Below are 16029 nucleotides of genomic sequence, written 5' to 3' on the forward strand. Positions count from 1 at the left end.
GAAACGGAGTTTCCCCCATGACGCGCACCACGCGTACCACGCGCAGATCGCGCACGGCCGCTCTCACGGCAACCGCCGTGGCGATCGCCCTCGGAGCCACCGCCTGCGGAGGGTCCTCCGGCAACAGCGCCGGCGGCTCCCCGTCGAAGGGCGGCACGCTGACGATCCTCGACGACGCCGACTTCAACCACATCGACCCTCAGCGGACGTACACCACCGAGGGTTCGAGCATGGACTACGAACTCGTCCGCACCCTCACCGGATGGGACGAGACGGGCTCCCAGCCCAAGCTGGTCGGCGACCTGGCGACCGACACCGGAACGCCCAGCGAGGGCGCCACGGTGTGGACGTTCCACCTGCGCCACGGGGTCAAGTGGCAGGACGGCAGCGAGGTCACCGCGCAGGACGTCAAGTACGGCGTCGAGCGGGCCTTCTCCCCGGACATCAACGGCGGCCCGCCGTACGCCAGTCAGTGGCTGGTCGGCGGTGATTCCTACAAGGGCCCGTACCAGGGGAAGCAGTTGGCCTCGATCCGGACACCGGACAAGTACACCCTCGTCTTCCATCTCAACCAGCCGGTCGCCGACTTCAACGAGACGACCGCGATGACCGGATGGTCGGGCGTGCCCAAGGCCCACGACACGGGTGCCACGTACGACACGCATGTGTGGTCCGACGGGCCCTACATGATCAAGTCGTACACCAAGAACAAGGAAATGGTCCTCGTCCGGAACAAGAACTGGAGCCGGTCGAACGACCCGATCCGGCAGCAGAACCTGGACGAGATCGACGCGAAGTTCGGTCAGGACCAGGCCGCCATCGACCAGCAGATCAAGTCCGACGGCGGCTCCGCCCGGACCGCGATCACCCAGACGCCGATCGCCGGCTCCGACCTGACGACGATGGCAGGCGACCCGTCACTCACGTCGCGCTACTACAAGATCCCGGCCCCGGGCATCAACTACCTGGCGATCAACATGAACCGGGTCAAGGACCTGAAGGTCCGCGAGGCGATCGAGTACGCCATCGACAAGACCACCGTACGCGGCGCCTTCGGCGGTTCGGCCTACGGCAACTACGCCACCACGATGCTCGCCCCCGGCATCGACGGCCACAAGGACTTCAACCTCTACAGCAGCAACCCCGCCGGCGACCTCACCAAGGCCAAGGCCCTGATGAAGCAGGCCGGCAACCCCGAGCCGACGATGTCCCTCGCGGTGGAGAACATTCCCACGCACGAGCACTTCGCGGACGCTGTGAAGACCGCGCTCGCGAAGATCGGCATCACGGTGAACATCACCCCGATCGACAAGAACAACTACTTCAGCACTGTCGACAACGTGAAGAACCAGTACGACCTGACCTGGGGCGACTGGATCGCGGACTGGCCGAACGCCTCCACCGTGCTGCCCACCCTCTTCGACGGGCGCCAGATCAAGAAGCTCCCGCAGTCCAACAACGACCTCGCGTACCTGAACGACCCGAAGGTCAACGCGCAGATCGACAAGATCGGCAAGATGACCGACATCAAGCAGCGCAACGTCGCCTACGGGAACCTGGACGAGCAGATCCTCAAGGACGCCGCCGTGGTCCCGCTGATGTACATGAACTTCAGCGAGGTGAGCGGCTCGAAGGTCGGCGGTGTCATCGACGACTCGATCATGGCCGAACCCAGCCTGGTGCACGCCTACATCAAGCAGTGACGCAACCCCTCTGAACCCCGCCGGCGGCCTGGGCCGCCGGCGGGCACCCCACTCACGTCAGGTCCCGGCACCCCATGTTTCGTTACCTCATCAGACGCCTGCTGGCAGCGGCCGTGATCATGCTGGTGATCACCACCATCACCTTCTTCATCTTCTTCGCGCTGCCGTCCAACCCCGCGCTCCTGGCCTGCGGAAAGACCTGCTCGCCCTCCCGCCTCGCGGAGATCAAGCACTCGCTGGGCCTGGACCAGAGCTACCTGACGCAGTACTGGGAGTTCGTCAAGGGGCTGGTCGTGGGCCGTGACTACGGCGACCAGAGCGTCCGCATCCACTGCGGCGCGCCCTGCCTCGGCATCTCCTTCCAGACCGACACCCCCGTCCTGACCACCCTGCTCCAGGACTTCCCGGCGGACCTCTCCCTCGGACTCGGCGCCGCGGTGGCGTTCCTGATCCTGGGCGTCGGCCTCGGCACCGTGGCTGCGGTGCGCAGGGGCCGGGCCGCCGACAAGGCAGCGGTGGGACTCGCCCTGTTCGGTGTGTCGGTGCAGATCTACTTCATCGGTCTGCTTCTGCTCTACCTCTTCGTGGACAAGTTCCAGATCCTGCCGACCTCCGGCTACACACCGTTCACCGAGGACCCGGCCGGCTGGTTCCAGGGGCTGATCCTGCCCTGGTCCACCCTCGTCATCGTCTACCTCGCGATGTACACCCGGCTCACCCGCTCCTCCATGCTGGAGGTCTTCGCCGAGGACTACCTGCGCACCGCCCGCGCCAAGGGCCTGCCGGCCGCCACCGTCGTCCTCAAGCACGGACTGCGGGCCGCGATCACCCCGGTCATCACCATCTTCGGCATGGACGTCGGCTCCCTGATCGGCGGCTCCGCGGTCATCACCGAGTCGGTGTTCGGCATCAACGGCATCGGCAAGCTCGCCGTCGACTCCGTCCAGAATTCCGACCTGCCGGTCATCCTCGGCACCACGCTCTTCGCCGCGACGTTCGTCGTCCTCGCCAACGTCGTCGTCGACCTGGTCTACGGCCTCGTCGACCCGCGCGTGCGCCTCGCCTGAGCCCTTCTTCGTCCTTAGGAACACCCGTGTCCGTATCGACCTCACCGCGGCAGCCCGCGGATGTCACCCCCGCGCCCGCACCCTTCCTCGACGTACGCGACCTGAGGGTGCACTTCCCGACCGAGGACGGCCTCGTCAAGTCCGTCGACGGCGTCTCCTTCACCCTGGAGAAGGGCAGGACCCTCGGCATCGTCGGCGAGTCCGGTTCCGGCAAGTCGGTGACCTCACTGGCCCTGCTCGGACTCCACAAGGGCACCCGCGCCCGGGTCTCCGGCGCGATCCGGCTCGAGGGCAGGGACCTCGTCACCCTGCCCGAGGCCGGGATGCGTGCCCTGCGCGGCCGCACCGTCTCCATGATCTTCCAGGATCCGCTGTCCGCGCTGCACCCCTTCTTCACCGTCGGCTCCCAGATCGCCGAGGCCTACCGGGTGCACCACAAGGTCTCCAAGAAGGAGGCGAAGGACCGCGCGGTGGAGATGCTGAAGCGGGTCGGCATCCCGCAGCCCGAGCGCCGGGTCAGGGACTACCCGCACCAGTTCTCCGGCGGTATGCGCCAGCGCGCCATGATTGCCATGTCGCTGGTGTGCGACCCCGCCCTGCTCATCGCCGACGAGCCCACCACCGCACTGGACGTCACCGTCCAGGCACAGATCCTGGACCTGATCCGCGACCTCCAGGAGGAGTTCGGCTCCGCCGTCGTCATCATCACGCACGACCTCGGCGTGGTCTCCGACATCGCCGATGACATCCTGGTGATGTACGGCGGCCGCCGCATCGAGTACGGCGCCACCCGCGAGGTGCTCAAGCACCCCCAGCACCCCTACACCTGGGGCCTGTTGCAGTCGATGCCGCACCTCGGCGGCGACGTCGGCGAACGGCTCAACCCGATCCCCGGCACCCCGCCGAGCCTGATCAACCTGCCGGACGGCTGCTCCTTCCACCCCCGCTGCGCCTACAAGGGCTGGGTGACGGAGGGCCGTTGCACGGCGGAACGGCCCGAACTGCGCCTCGTCCCCGGCAGCGAACGGCACCTCGCCGCCTGCCATCTGAGCGATGACACCAAGCAGGAGATCCGCGGCGGGGCCGGTCCGGACGACCGGGACGCCGTGGCCGCACGGGCCGCGCAGTGACGCCGGCGGACGAAAGGGACCATGCCGTGAGCACCACCGAGCCCCGCACCGGGCAGAGCAGCGACCGCCCCGCCGGCGAGAGCCCCGGCGAGAACCTGCTGGAGGTACGCGGTCTGCAGAAGCACTTCCCGATCCGGCAGGGCATCATCTTCCAGCGCCAGATCGGAGCCGTCCGCGCCGTCGACGGCATCGACTTCTCGGTCGGGCCCGGCGAGTCGCTGGGCCTGGTCGGCGAGTCCGGCTGCGGCAAGTCGACCACCGGCCGGCTGATCACCCGGCTGCTCGAACCCACCGGCGGCTCCGTCGTGTTCGACGGCGAGGACATCACGCACCAGCCGGCCGCGCGGATGCGGGAGGCCCGCCGCAATCTCCAGATGATCTTCCAGGACCCCTACTCGTCGCTGAACCCCCGGCACACCGTCGGCACCATCATCGAGACGCCGATGCGGCTCAACGGCGTCAACCCGCACCAGGGCCACAAGAAGCGCGCCCAGGAACTCCTGGAGACGGTCGGGCTCAACCCCGAGCACTACAACCGCTACCCGAACGAGTTCTCCGGCGGTCAGCGCCAACGCATCGGCATCGCCCGCGCCCTCGCCCTCAGGCCGAAGCTGATCGTGGCCGACGAGCCCGTCTCCGCGCTGGACGTCTCCATCCAGGCGCAGGTCGTCAACCTGCTCCAGGACCTCCAGCGGGAGTTCGGGATCGCCTTCGTCTTCATCGCCCACGACCTGGCCGTCGTACGGCACTTCTCCGAGCGGGTCGCCGTCATGTACCTCGGAAAGATCGTCGAGGTCGCCGATCGGGAGTCGCTCTACATGCGGCCCCGGCACCCCTACACGCACGCGCTGCTGTCCGCCGTACCCGAGGCCGACCCGGACGCCGTCGGACGGCGCGAACGCATCCGGCTGGCGGGGGACGTGCCCTCCCCGATCGACCCGCCCTCCGGCTGCCGCTTCCGCACCCGTTGCTGGAAGGCGCAGGACAGGTGCGCCCTCGAGGAGCCGGCGCTGGTGCGCGTCGAGGGCAGCCCCTCGGGGCACCTGACCGCCTGCCACTTCCCCGAGGAGCCGTCGGTCACCGCGCGGCAGGAGGACATCGTCCTGGACCCGGCCCTCGGGTAGGGCCGGGTCCAGGTGGGCCGGCACGTGCACGACCCGCGCCCCGCCGCCCAGGTCCAGTAGCTCACCGTCCGACACCTAGGTGACCTCCCGCGGCCGGGTGACGTCACCCTCGGGCAGGAACCTCACCGCCGGCTCGTGCAGCGGCCGCTCCCACTCCTCGAACACCGGCTTCGGGCCCGGGACATCGCCCGGCACGACGGGTGCGTCCAGCCGGTGGACGAGCATGGGGGAGCAGCTCGACGACGTCCATGCACGGACCGCAGCAGAAGGCCCCCGTCCGGCGACGAGGGGCTTCCGCTGCAGGCAGAGCGGTCAGCCCGCCGCGTAGTTGCGCAGGAACAGTGCCTCCGCCACCGACAGCCGCTCCAGCTCCTCGGGGGACACGCTCTCGTTCACCGCGTGGATCTGCGCCTCGGGCTCGCTCAGCCCGATGAGCAGGATCTCCGCACGCGGGTACAGCGCGGCCAGCGTGTTGCACAGCGGGATGGAACCGCCCTGCCCCGCGTACTGCATCTCCTGACCCGGGTAGGCCACCGCCATCGCGGCCGCCATGGCCTGGTACGCCGGGCTGGTGGTGTCGGCGCGGAACGGCTGGCCCTGGCCGATCTGCTCGGTGCTCACCCGCGCACCCCACGGCGTGTGCGCCTCCAGATGCGCCTGCAGCAGCTTGGTCGCCTCGCCCGCGTCCACGCCCGGCGGCACCCGCAGGCTGATCAGCGCGCGGGCACCGGCCTGCACGGACGGGGTGGCGCCGACCACGGGCGGGCAGTCGATGCCGAGGACGGTGACGGCAGGGCGCGCCCAGATGCGGTCCGCGACCGTCCCGGACCCGATCAGGTCGACGCCGTCCAGGACCTTGGCGTCCTGCCGGAACTGCTCCTCCTCGTACTGCAGTCCTTCCCAGCCCGCGTCAGCGGAGAGCCCCTCGACGGTCGTCGAGCCGTCCTCGGCGCGCAGCGAGTCCAGCACGCGGATCAGCGCGGCCAGGGCGTCGGGTGCGGCACCGCCGAACTGGCCCGAGTGCAGATTGCCCGCGAGGGTGTCGACCTGAACGCGCACCATCGTCATGCCGCGCAGGGTGGAGGTGACGGTCGGCAGGCCGACGCGGAAGTTGCCCGCGTCGCCGATGACGATCGTGTCCGCCTCCAGCAGGCCGGGGTGCTCCTCGGCGTACCGCTCCAGACCGCCGGTGCCCATCTCCTCCGAGCCCTCGGCGATCACCTTCACATGGACGGGCACGCCGCCGTTCGCCTTCAGCGCGCGCAGCGCCAGCAGGTGCATGACCAGGCCGCCCTTGCAGTCGGCGGCCCCGCGCCCGTACCAGCGCCCGTCCCGCTCGGTCAGCTCGAAGGGCGGGGTCGTCCAGGCGGCCTCGTCCAGCGGCGGCTGCACGTCGTAGTGGGCGTAGAGCAGGACGGTCTTCGCGCCCTCCGGGCCGGGCAGGTAGCCGTAGACCGACTGGGTGCCGTCGGGGGTGTCGAGCAGGGCCACGTCCTCGAACCCCTCGGCGGCGAGCGCGTCGGCGACCCAGCGGGCGGCTCCCTCGCTCTCGCTCCTCGGGAACTGGTCGAAGTCCGCCACCGACCGGAAGGCCACCAGTTCGGTGAGCTCCTGCTTCGCCCTGGGCATCAGCGAGGCGACGGTCTCGGCAACCGAATTCGACGACATGGGCACGCTCCTCGTGGGTGCGACGTTGTCAGGATGCGTACCTCTCGGTACGCGTGATCGTGTGGTGCGGGCGCGTCCCCGTGTAAGGGCCACCCACGCCGCCGATCCTCCCACAGCGGCCTGCGGTGACCGCCGCCGTAGGATGCGGGAGACAGCGGCAGGCGGCTTTGATCGGGAGCAACAGACCATCGTGAGCAGCGAGAACTCTTCGGCGCACGACGTGCGGCAGGTGTGGGACGTCGTCGTGGTGGGCGCGGGACCCGCGGGCGCTTCGGCCGCGTACGCGGCGGCGGTGGCCGGCAGACGCGTGCTGTTGCTGGAGAAGGCGGAGCTGCCGCGGTACAAGACGTGCGGCGGGGGCATCATCGGCCCCTCGCGCGACGCCCTGCCGCCCGGCTTCGAGCTGCCGCTCAGGGACCGGGTGCACGCGGTGACGTTCTCCAACAACGGCCGCTTCACGCGCACACGCCGCTCCAGGCAGATGCTCTTCGGGCTGATCAACCGGCCCGAGTTCGACCAGCAGCTGGTCGAGCACGCGCAGAAGGCGGGCGCCGAGCTGCGCACGGGCGTCACCGTCCAGCGGGTCGAGCAGCACGGCTCGGCGGTGCCGGACCGGCGCACGGTCGCCGTGGTTTTGCAGGGCGGCGAGGTCGTGCTCGCGCGGGCCGTCGTCGGGGCGGACGGCAGCGCCAGCAGGATAGGGGCGCATGTCGGGGTCAAGCTCGACCAGGTCGATCTCGGTCTGGAGGCGGAGATCCCCGTGCCGGACACCGTCGCGGAGGACTGGAAGGGCCGGGTGCTCATCGACTGGGGCCCCATGCCCGGCAGTTACGGCTGGGTGTTCCCCAAGGGCGACACCCTGACGGTCGGGGTCATCTCGGCCCGGGGCGAAGGCGCCGCGACCAAGCGGTACTTGGAGGAGTTCATCGGCCGGCTGGGCCTCGCAGGGTTCGAACCGAGCATCTCCGCGGGGCACTTGACCCGCTGCCGCGCCGACGACTCGCCGCTCTCGCGCGGGCGGGTGCTGGTGTGCGGTGACGCGGCGGGGCTGCTGGAGCCGTGGACCCGTGAGGGTATTTCCTTCGCGCTGCGGTCCGGCCGGCTCGCGGGGGAGTGGGCGGTGCGGATCGCCGAGGCGCACGACGCCGTGGACACGCGACGGCAGGCTCTCAACTACGCGTTCGCGATCAAGGCCGGTCTCGGGGTGGAGATGAGCGTCGGCAGGCGGCTGCTGACGGCGTTCGAGCGCCGTCCCGGGCTGTTCCACGCGGCGCTGACGGGTTTCCGCCCGGCCTGGAAGGCGTTCAAGGAGATCACGTCGGGCTCCACGTCGCTGGGCGAGATCGTCCGCACGTACCCGGTGGCCCAGCGGGCCCTCGCCGTGCTGGACCGCCGTCCCGCGACGGGCGGCGAGGCCGGCTCTGCGGAGTGACCGCCGCACGCCGTGAGCAGCCCTTCGTCGTGATCAGCCCTTCACCGTGATCTCGAAGACCGGGTGGTCGGGTGCGATGCGGCGCAGCTGGTCGTCCGGGGAGTCGGGGCCGACGCCGTTGAAGAAGACCCCGACCTCCGCCTTCCAGCGCTTGAGATAGGCGCGCAGGATCGGGGTCTTGTCGTCGTCGCCCACCTCGGCCGCGGTGAAGGTCTCCACGTGCTTGCCGAGGTGCAGTTCACCGCCGCCCGCGGCGCGCATGTTGTGCGTCCACTGCACATGACCGCGGGGGGCGACCAGGTACTGCCTGCCGTCCAGGGTCAGCAGGTTGACCGGGGTGGTGCGCCACTGGCCGCTCTTGCGGCCCCGGACGGCGAGGACCCGTGAGCCCCAGACACTGATGCCGCGGCGGGTCAGCCAGGCCACGAAGCGGTTGAAAACATGGACGGTGAACCAGCCGGGCTTCTGGACGTGCGTGGACATCGGGGCCCCTTCGTGTGGTGACGGAGCGGCGCTCCACTCTGTGAGCACTGCTCTCGCTCTGTCTGGTGCCAGTCTGCGCGAGACCGGACGTCAAGGCAAGAGCGCTGCTCTCGTTTTGTTTCACTGCTCTCTTTTGTGTGCAGTGATCTGCCGTCATGGGAGACTGCCGGCATGAGCACCGCACACGGCGCCCGAGCCCGGGCCAGGATCGAAGTGACCGCGGCCATCAAGGACGAGGCCCGCAGACAGCTCGCGGCGGAGGGCGCCGCCCGGCTCTCCCTGCGGGCCGTCGCCCGTGAACTGGGCATGGTCTCCTCCGCGCTGTACCGCTACTTCCCAAGCCGTGACGACCTGCTCACCGCACTCATCATCGACGCCTACGACTCCCTCGGCGAGAGCGCCGAGGCGGCCGACGAGGCAGCGGCCGGCCCCTTCGAGCACTGGATCGCGGTCTGCCAGGCGGTGCGGCGCTGGGCGCTGGAGCATCCGCACGAGTACGCGCTGATCTACGGATCGCCCGTGCCCGGCTACACGGCCCCCGACATCACCGTCCCGGCCGCCGCCCGCGTCGGCCTCCTGCTCATCGGCATCACGCGCGACGCCCACCACGGTCCGGGCCTCGCCCGGCCCGCGCTGCCGGCCGACCTCCGCCCGGAGGCCGAACGCATGGCCGCCGACCTGGCCCCGGACCTCCCCCCGGAGGTCGTGACCGCACTCGTCGCGGCCTGGGCCCAGCTGTACGGCCTGGTCGGCTTCGAACTGTTCGGCCAGTTCAACCGGGTGGTGGAGGACCGGGAGACGTTCTTCCGGCACGCGGCGGAGCAACTCGCCAGGGGAGTGGGGCTGGTGCCCGGGCCCGTATAGGCCACCGGCCCGGCGGACGGGCGTACTTCCCGGGGAGTACGCGTGATCACCACGCCGGGGCTCACCGAGCGGGAGCGCGAGGTGATGGCATTGGTGGGGATGGGCCTGTCCAACGAGGAGATCGCCCGCCGCCTGGTCGTCAGCCCGCTCACCGCGAAGACCCACGTCAGCCGCACGATGGTGAAGCTCGGTGCCCGCGACCGGGCCCAACTGGTCGTACTGGCCTACGAGTCGGGGCTGATGCGGCCGGGCTGGCTGGGCTGATCCGCCCTCCGGAACCGGACAAGCACGGTGACGACCCGGGCGGCGAAGAGCACCGGCGCGAGCACCAGACCGGCCCGCACCAGCAGGCGCTCAGGCGTCGCCGGCAGGTCGAAGAGCAACGCGGGCCCCGCCACCGCCCCGAAGACCACCGCCGCCGCGAAGGCCGCACTGCACAGCGCGTACCCGATCTCGACGGTGATGGCATCCCGTTCGGCCTGTGTGCGCCGTCCCCCGTGACTGGTCATGCGGTGAGTCAAACAGGAGGGTGCCCGGCGGGCAAGCGTCCCGCCGGACGCCCTCGGGAGGGGGGTTTGTCGAGGACGTATGCCGTGTAGCGAGTGACGCGCCCGACGGCCCGGTGAGCCCGGACGACGGTGACGGCCTCCTCCCAGTCCTGTGCGTCGAGTGTTCTGAGGCCGGGCCACCGCACGCACAGGGCCTCGCGGCCGGCCCGGGTGGACGCGGCGCCGACGAACAGGGCACAGAGTTGGGCCGCCCTGTGGAGTACGGGGGTGGTCCAGTCGAGGATCCGGCGCGTGGTGAAGCCGGCGGCGGAAGCCATCAGCGGGTACCGCTCGTACGGCTCGATGTCGTCGAAGCGCCAGGTCCCGCGTACGAGGCCGTTCGGGTCGAGGGACCCGATCGGCTGATCCGTACGGGACGTGACATCCACGAGGACGAGCCGGCCTCCTGGGCGGAGCAGCCGGAAGCTTTCGCTCAGGAATGACCTACGGCCCTCGTGGCCGAAGTGGAAGGCGGCCTCCAGGCAGTGCACTCGGTCGAAGGAACCCTCCGTCAGCGGGATCTCCGCTGCCCGCTGCGGCAGAGCCGTGGCATCGGCGACGGCGAAGCGCGCGCTGTCGCCGAAGCGGCGACGTGCCTGGTCGATCTGCGCGGGCTGGATGTCCACCCCCAGCGCCCGGCATCCCGCGGCACCCAACCGCGCCGTGGTGTCACCGCGACCGCACCCGGCATCCAGGACGAGCTGTCCGGGCCGGGCGTCCAGCAACGCCAGCGACCGGCGAGCCAGCCGGCGCTGAAAGGGCACCGGCCCGGTCAGGAGCACGAGCGGCAGGGTGGGCAGCGTGAAGTAGCCGATGTCGACCAGGCTGTCCCAGCCGAGGTGGCGCAGCACCCGGAAGAGCACACTGTCGTCGTTGTACGCACTCGCGAGGTCCCCACCGTCACCCATCCGGCATCCTCCGTTCCATGGGCGCCCACACCGGGCCCACTGTCCGTGTCACCGCCCCGACCTGCGCCTACACTGAGCCCATAAGGGACGTTCGTGACGTACCGGAACCACCGTGCGCTATCAGCGGATGCTCGTGACGGGCCTCGCCCTGGTCCTCGTGATGGCGCCCGCGATCTTTGCGCGGGCACAGGGTGAGGAAGTCCCGCGCGGCCCCACGTTCGCCGCACGCGCTCTGCAGGCGCTGATCGACGGTATCCAGTTCGGGGTGATCATCGCGATCACATCGGTCGGGCTCTCGCTGATCTTCGGCACCATTCACCTGATCAACTTCGCGCACGGTGAGTTCGTCACGATCGGCGCCACCTTCGCGTTCTTCCTCAACGCCGCCGCCGCCGGGCCGGGCTGGCATCTCATCCCCGCCGCCCTCGCCGCGGTGGCCTTCGGCACCCTGCTGGGCGGGGCGGTCGAGCGCGGCATCTGGCGCCCGCTGCGGGCTCGGGGCACCGGGCTGATCAACATGTTCATCGTCACCATCGGACTCTCGCTGCTGCTGCGCCACGTCGTCCTCGTGCTGTACGGAACACGGCCCGCCTCCTACGCCCAGTACGACATCCAGAGCACGATCGGTATCGGGCCGGCCGGCATCACCCCGCGGGACCTCACCGTCACCCTGCTCTCCGTCCTGGTGCTGCTCGGCATCGCCGCGCTCCTGCAGAAGACGCGGATCGGCACGGCCGTGCGGGCCGTCTCCGCCAACCGTGACCTCGCGGAGGCGTCGGGCATCGACGTGCAGCGGGTGGTGCTGTTCGTGTGGATGCTCGCCGGCGGACTGGCCGCCCTCGGCGGGGTCTTCTTCGGCCTGGTCGAGATCGTCACCTGGGACATGGGCTTCAAACTCCTGCTGCTCATGTTCGCGGGGATCATCCTGGGCGGTCTCGGCTCCGCCTACGGTGCGATGGTCGGCAGCCTCGTCATCGGTGTCGTCGCCCAGATGTCCACCCTGTGGTTCCCGGTCGACCTCCAGTACGCCTGGGCGCTGCTCGTCCTCATCCTCGTCCTCCTCGTCCGGCCGCAGGGCATCCTCGGCCGGGCCGAACGCGTCGGGTGAGGGGTGCGCCATGGACTTCTCGGCCATCCTCTCCGACGCCCTGCGCTCGGGAATCGGTCCCATCGCCGCCGTCTACGCGCTCGCCGCGATGGGACTGAACCTGCACTTCGGCTACACGGGGCTGCTGAACTTCGGCCAGGTCGGATTCATGCTGGTCGGCGGCTACGGGCTCGCCATCACGGTGTCGACCTACGACGGCCCGATGTGGCTCGGCGTCCTGGGCGGAGTCGCCTGCGCGATCGTGCTGGCCCTGCTGCTCGGCCTGCCCACCCTGCGGCTGCGCGCCGACTACCTGGCCATCACCACGATCGCGGCGGGGGAGACGCTACGGCTGTTCTACCGCTCCAGCTGGGCCGAGCCGGTCACCGGCGGGGTGTTCGGGTTGCAGCGCTTCGCGAACGACTTCTACGCGCTGAGCCCCATCGAGCCCGGCACGTACGGCGTGTGGCTCGTGAGGTACAGCGCTCGCGACCTCTGGGTGATGATCGTCGGATGGGCGCTGGTGCTCGTGGTCGGAAGCCTGCTCGCCCTGCTGATCCACAGCCCCTGGGGCCGTGTCATCCGGTCGATCCGTGATGACGAGGTGGCCGCGCGCAGTCTGGGCAAGAACGTCTACGCGTACAAGATGCAGAGCCTCGTGCTCGGCGGCGTCATCGGGGCGGTCGCGGGCATGATGCAGGCGATCCAGGTGCAGTCCGTGAACCCGGACAACTACGACCCGGCCGTCACGTTCTTCCTGTACACGCTGCTGGTGCTCGGAGGTGCCGGGCGGATCCTCGGGCCGGTCGTGGGCTCGATCCTGTTCTGGTTCGTCCTCAGCTTCCTCGACAGCGCGCTCCGCCAGGCCATCGACGCCGAGTACATCTCCCCGGACCTCATCAGCACGTCGGAGATCGGCGCGGTGCGCTTCGCCCTGGTCGGTGTCGCCCTGATCCTGCTGGTCGCGTTCCGGCCGCAGGGCATCCTCGGCAGCCGGAAGGAGATGTTGCTCAGTGGCCGCTGACCCTGCCGCCTCCCGCCCGGGCCGGCTCTCCGCGACCGATCCCGAGCCGGGGGTGCGCAAGCCCGATCCCCTGCTGGTCCTGGACCAGGTGACCCGCACCTTCGGTGGCCTCGTCGCCGTGCGGGTCGAGCACCTGGAGGTGCAGCGTGGGGCCATCACGGCTCTCATCGGGCCCAACGGCGCCGGCAAGACCACGTTGTTCAACGTGGTGAGCGGGTTCGACCGGGCCGACGGCGGCCGGTGGTCGTTCGACGGACAGCCGCTCACCGGCGCCCCGGCGTACCGGGTGGCGCGGCGCGGAATGGTCCGTACGTTCCAGCTCTCCAGGGCGCTCGCCCGGCTCACGGTGCTGGAGAACCTGCTGCTCGCCGCACCCGGGCAACGCGGCGAGCGGGTGCTGCCCGCGCTGCTGCGGCCGCTGTGGCGCGGTCAGGAGCGGGAGGCCGAGCGCCGGGCCGACGAACTGCTGGACCGGTTCCGGCTCGGGCCCCTGCGCGACGACCATGCGGGCACGCTCTCCGGCGGCCAGCGCAAACTGCTGGAACTGGCCCGTGCGCTGATGACCCGGCCGGCCATGCTCCTGCTCGACGAGCCGATGGCCGGAGTGAACCCCGCGCTGACCCAGTCGCTGCTCGGGCACATCACCCGGCTGCGGGACGAGGGGCTGACGGTGTGCTTCGTCGAGCACGACATGGACGTGGTGATGGGCATCAGCGACTGGGTGGCCGTCATGGCCGACGGCCGCCTGGTGGCCGAGGGCCCACCGCACACGATCGGCCGGAACGCCGCCGTCGTGGACGCCTACCTGGGCAAGCGGCACGACGAGCCGGAGGCGGCCGAGGAGCAGGAGGAGGGGAAGGCGGCCGAGGAGAAGGAGAAGGGAAAGGCGGCCGAGGAGAAGGAGAAGGGGAAGGAGGAGTAGCGATGTCCGCTGAGGAGCAGGCACCGGTGCTGGCGGCCGACGACATCGTCGCCGGTTACGTCCCCGGTGTCGACGTGCTGCGCGGATGCAGCGTCGAGGTGCGGCCGGGCGAGGTGGTCGGCGTGATCGGCCCCAACGGCGCCGGCAAGTCCACGCTGGTCAAGGCCGTTTTCGGGCTGCTTCGGGTGCGCGGCGGGACCGTGCGGCTGCGCGGCGAGGACGTGACCGGCCGGCCCGCGCACGAGCTGGTGCGGCGGGGGGTGGGCTACGTACCGCAGCTTCAGAACGTGTTTCCCACGCTGACCGTCGAGGAGAACCTGCGGATGGGCGTGTACCTGCGGCCCAAGGACCACGCGCGGCGGGTCACGGCGGTCGAGGAACTCTTCCCCGTGCTGGCCGACCGTCGCAGGCAGAAGGCCGGCGCTATGTCCGGCGGCGAACGCCAGATGCTCGCGATGGCCCGCGCACTGATGACGGAGCCGCAGCTGCTGCTGCTCGACGAGCCGTCGGCCGGCCTGTCACCGCTCCATCAGGACCATGTCTTCGACCGGTGCAGAATGATCAACAGCGCGGGCGTCGCCGTGCTCATGGTCGAGCAGAACGCCCGCAGGTGCCTTCAGCTCTGCGACCGCGGCTACGTCCTCGACCAGGGCCGCAACGCCTACACCGGCACGGGTACGGCCCTGCTGCACGACGAGAAGGTGATCGAGCTGTACCTCGGCACGCTCGCCCGCGTCCGTTGACTCCCGCTGTCGGTCCTCCCGGTCACTCCTCGGCCTTGCTGGTCTCGGTACGCAGGGTCTGCAACTTCCCCTCGTCGTCGTAGCCGTACACCTCGATCGTCGCCTGGCCGGGTTCGCCCTTGTCGGTGAAGTCGAGCGGACCGCTCACACCGTCGTAGTCGATGTCCCTGCCGTCGGCGAGGAGCTCCTTGCAGGCGGCGAACGAGTTGCACTTCTCGCCGTCCTTGGTGATCCCGTTCATCTCCTTCACGTACGCGCCCGGGTCGTCGGACTCCGCCTTCTCGGCGGCGAGCGCGATCGTCGTCACGCAGTCGAAGACCTGCGGTGCGAACTGCAGCTCCTTCAGCTTCGGCGCGAACTCCTTCAGCTCCTTCACATACTGCTCGTTCTCCGCCGAGGCCGGCGCGGTCCCCTTCATGCCGGAGAGCCTCTCCGGCTGGCCGGGGGCGACCAGCGAGGGCAGTTCCTCACTGCGCAGTCCGTCGGCACCGTAGACGCCGATCTGGTCGGGCCCGAGTCCGGACTCGATCATGCCCTGCAGGATCTGGGTGCCCTCCTCGAAGGCGATCACCACGGCGGCGTCCGGCCTGGAGTTCTCCACCTGCTGGACGACCTGGTCGAAGTTGGTCGCCTTCGGGTCATAGGTCTCGGCGAGCGTCACCGTCGCACCGCGCTCCTCCAGCGTCTTGCGGGTGGCCTCCATCAGGCCGCGCCCGTAGTCGTCCGCCCGTGCGACCAGGGCCACCCGGTCGTGGCCGTCGTCGCGGACGACATCCGCCAGGATGGGCCCCTGCAGCGAATCACTCGGGACGGTACGGAAGTAGAAGCCGTCGTCCTCGTAGTCGGTGAAGGTGGGAGCGGTGTTCGACCCCGAACACTGCACGACGCCCGCACCGGTCACCCGGTCGATGAACGCCAGCGACATACCGGAAGCCGCGGCGCCGACGATCGCGTCCACACCTGCTGCGAGGACCCGGTCCGCCGACTGCGCGGCGACGGCCTCCTGGCCCGCCTCGTCACTGGAGACCACACCCGGCACGGACTTGCCCAGGACCCCGCCCGCGTCGTTGATCTTCTGTATCGCGAACTTCAGCGACTCGATCTGAGGTGGGCCGAGGTAGGCCAGCTGTCCCGTCTCCGGCAGGACGTAGCCGAACTGGAGCTCACCATCGCCCGGCTCGGCCCGGGCAGTGCCCGTCGTACCGCAGACGGCTATCACGAGGGCGGCCGCGCTTGCGAAGATCGCGGACCGCCGTATCGACGCTTTCATCTCCGCCTCCGCTCGTTACAGGCGGCGGTGGTCGACAGGCCGGCCCTCCGCCCGCC

The 16029-nt window shown here is 70.0% G+C and carries 16 protein-coding genes and 1 pseudogene; 11 read left to right on the plus strand and 6 right to left on the minus strand.

Annotated features, from left to right (window positions below; genetic code table 11):
* Positions 1-17 precede the first annotated feature (17 nt).
* From ACZ7EG_RS27600 to ACZ7EG_RS27615, 4 genes are all read left to right on the plus strand, one after another.
* Entirely contained in the window at positions 18-1703 is a 1686-nt protein-coding gene (locus tag ACZ7EG_RS27600) for an ABC transporter substrate-binding protein (RefSeq protein WP_471084348.1), read from the plus strand.
* A gap of 74 nt (positions 1704-1777) precedes the next feature.
* A complete protein-coding gene (locus ACZ7EG_RS27605; protein ID WP_471084351.1) occupies positions 1778-2770 on the plus strand; it encodes an ABC transporter permease in 993 nt (330 codons plus the stop codon).
* 26 nt (positions 2771-2796) lie between these two features.
* On the plus strand, positions 2797-3900 hold the full coding sequence (locus tag ACZ7EG_RS27610; RefSeq protein WP_471084354.1) for an ABC transporter ATP-binding protein: 1104 nt from the start codon (positions 2797-2799) through the stop codon (positions 3898-3900).
* A gap of 26 nt (positions 3901-3926) precedes the next feature.
* Entirely contained in the window at positions 3927-5024 is a 1098-nt protein-coding gene (locus ACZ7EG_RS27615; RefSeq protein ID WP_471084357.1) for an ABC transporter ATP-binding protein, read from the plus strand.
* A gap of 75 nt (positions 5025-5099) precedes the next feature.
* Here the strand turns inward: ACZ7EG_RS27615 and ACZ7EG_RS27620 are convergent, their stop codons facing one another.
* Both ACZ7EG_RS27620 and ACZ7EG_RS27625 read right to left on the minus strand, forming a co-directional pair.
* On the minus strand, positions 5100-5249 hold the full coding sequence (locus ACZ7EG_RS27620) for a hypothetical protein (RefSeq protein WP_471084360.1): 150 nt from the start codon (positions 5247-5249) through the stop codon (positions 5100-5102).
* An 87-nt stretch (positions 5250-5336) separates the two neighbouring features.
* On the minus strand, positions 5337-6692 hold the full coding sequence (locus ACZ7EG_RS27625) for a M20/M25/M40 family metallo-hydrolase (protein ID WP_471084363.1): 1356 nt from the start codon (positions 6690-6692) through the stop codon (positions 5337-5339).
* 190 nt (positions 6693-6882) lie between these two features.
* On the opposite strand from ACZ7EG_RS27625, the gene ACZ7EG_RS27630 reads away from it, so the two are divergent.
* A complete protein-coding gene (locus ACZ7EG_RS27630) occupies positions 6883-8124 on the plus strand; it encodes a geranylgeranyl reductase family protein (RefSeq protein ID WP_471084366.1) in 1242 nt (413 codons plus the stop codon).
* 33 nt (positions 8125-8157) lie between these two features.
* Here ACZ7EG_RS27630 and ACZ7EG_RS27635 read toward each other — a convergent pair whose 3' ends face one another.
* Positions 8158-8607: a nitroreductase family deazaflavin-dependent oxidoreductase gene (locus ACZ7EG_RS27635; protein ID WP_471084369.1), complete on the minus strand. Its 450-nt coding sequence runs from the start codon at positions 8605-8607 to the stop codon at positions 8158-8160.
* A 171-nt stretch (positions 8608-8778) separates the two neighbouring features.
* Here ACZ7EG_RS27635 and ACZ7EG_RS27640 point away from each other — a divergent pair, with 171 nt between their 5' ends.
* Both ACZ7EG_RS27640 and ACZ7EG_RS27645 read left to right on the plus strand, forming a co-directional pair.
* Positions 8779-9471: a TetR/AcrR family transcriptional regulator gene (locus tag ACZ7EG_RS27640; RefSeq protein ID WP_471084372.1), complete on the plus strand. Its 693-nt coding sequence runs from the start codon at positions 8779-8781 to the stop codon at positions 9469-9471.
* 60 nt (positions 9472-9531) lie between these two features.
* Positions 9532-9735: pseudogene (locus tag ACZ7EG_RS27645) on the plus strand (response regulator transcription factor); the annotation flags it as partial.
* Here ACZ7EG_RS27645 and ACZ7EG_RS27650 read toward each other — a convergent pair.
* Both ACZ7EG_RS27650 and ACZ7EG_RS27655 read right to left on the minus strand, forming a co-directional pair.
* The gene (locus ACZ7EG_RS27650) at positions 9696-9980 is read right to left on the minus strand and encodes a DUF6332 family protein (RefSeq protein WP_471084375.1); all 285 of its coding nucleotides are present in this window, start codon (positions 9978-9980) and stop codon (positions 9696-9698) included. The pseudogene ACZ7EG_RS27645 and the gene ACZ7EG_RS27650 overlap by 40 nt on opposite strands.
* Positions 9981-9988: 8 nt before the next feature.
* Positions 9989-10927: an SAM-dependent methyltransferase gene (locus ACZ7EG_RS27655; protein WP_471084378.1), complete on the minus strand. Its 939-nt coding sequence runs from the start codon at positions 10925-10927 to the stop codon at positions 9989-9991.
* A 112-nt stretch (positions 10928-11039) separates the two neighbouring features.
* Here ACZ7EG_RS27655 and ACZ7EG_RS27660 point away from each other — a divergent pair, with 112 nt between their 5' ends.
* Genes ACZ7EG_RS27660 through ACZ7EG_RS27675 form a run of 4 tightly spaced genes read left to right on the plus strand, consistent with a single transcriptional unit; the run spans position 11040 to position 14703 of the window.
* Positions 11040-12035 (plus strand): branched-chain amino acid ABC transporter permease, encoded by a 996-nt coding sequence (locus tag ACZ7EG_RS27660; protein ID WP_471084381.1) that lies wholly within the window; start codon positions 11040-11042, stop codon positions 12033-12035.
* Between the two features lie 10 nt (positions 12036-12045).
* The gene (locus ACZ7EG_RS27665) at positions 12046-13038 is read left to right on the plus strand and encodes a branched-chain amino acid ABC transporter permease (protein WP_471084384.1); all 993 of its coding nucleotides are present in this window, start codon (positions 12046-12048) and stop codon (positions 13036-13038) included.
* Positions 13028-13960, plus strand: a complete 933-nt coding sequence (locus tag ACZ7EG_RS27670) for an ABC transporter ATP-binding protein (protein ID WP_471084387.1) — start codon at positions 13028-13030, stop codon at positions 13958-13960. The genes ACZ7EG_RS27665 and ACZ7EG_RS27670 overlap by 11 nt, the downstream gene beginning before the upstream one ends.
* A gap of 2 nt (positions 13961-13962) precedes the next feature.
* Positions 13963-14703, plus strand: coding sequence for an ABC transporter ATP-binding protein (locus ACZ7EG_RS27675; protein WP_471084390.1), 741 nt, complete (start codon positions 13963-13965; stop codon positions 14701-14703).
* 22 nt (positions 14704-14725) lie between these two features.
* Here ACZ7EG_RS27675 and ACZ7EG_RS27680 read toward each other — a convergent pair whose 3' ends face one another.
* Positions 14726-15973 carry an ABC transporter substrate-binding protein gene (locus ACZ7EG_RS27680; protein WP_471084394.1) on the minus strand — a complete coding sequence of 416 codons (1248 nt, stop codon included), beginning with the start codon at positions 15971-15973 and terminating at the stop codon, positions 14726-14728.
* Positions 15974-16029 lie beyond the last annotated feature (56 nt).

Source organism: Streptomyces sp. NPDC037100 (genome assembly GCF_055606225.1).

Bases quoted from the DNA above. Each gene is read 5' to 3' on its own strand.
- ACZ7EG_RS27600 (WP_471084348.1), top strand. From the start codon at position 18: ATGACGCGCACCACGCGTACCACGCGCAGATCGCGCACGGCCGCTCTC.
- ACZ7EG_RS27650 (WP_471084375.1), bottom strand. From the start codon at position 9,980: ATGACCAGTCACGGGGGACGGCGCACACAGGCCGAACGGGATGCCATC.
- ACZ7EG_RS27605 (WP_471084351.1), top strand. From the start codon at position 1,778: ATGTTTCGTTACCTCATCAGACGCCTGCTGGCAGCGGCCGTGATCATG.
- ACZ7EG_RS27680 (WP_471084394.1), bottom strand. From the start codon at position 15,973: ATGAAAGCGTCGATACGGCGGTCCGCGATCTTCGCAAGCGCGGCCGCC.
- ACZ7EG_RS27655 (WP_471084378.1), bottom strand. From the start codon at position 10,927: ATGGGTGACGGTGGGGACCTCGCGAGTGCGTACAACGACGACAGTGTG.
- ACZ7EG_RS27625 (WP_471084363.1), bottom strand. From the start codon at position 6,692: ATGTCGTCGAATTCGGTTGCCGAGACCGTCGCCTCGCTGATGCCCAGG.
- ACZ7EG_RS27665 (WP_471084384.1), top strand. From the start codon at position 12,046: ATGGACTTCTCGGCCATCCTCTCCGACGCCCTGCGCTCGGGAATCGGT.
- ACZ7EG_RS27635 (WP_471084369.1), bottom strand. From the start codon at position 8,607: ATGTCCACGCACGTCCAGAAGCCCGGCTGGTTCACCGTCCATGTTTTC.
- ACZ7EG_RS27675 (WP_471084390.1), top strand. From the start codon at position 13,963: ATGTCCGCTGAGGAGCAGGCACCGGTGCTGGCGGCCGACGACATCGTC.
- ACZ7EG_RS27620 (WP_471084360.1), bottom strand. From the start codon at position 5,249: ATGCTCGTCCACCGGCTGGACGCACCCGTCGTGCCGGGCGATGTCCCG.
- ACZ7EG_RS27640 (WP_471084372.1), top strand. From the start codon at position 8,779: ATGAGCACCGCACACGGCGCCCGAGCCCGGGCCAGGATCGAAGTGACC.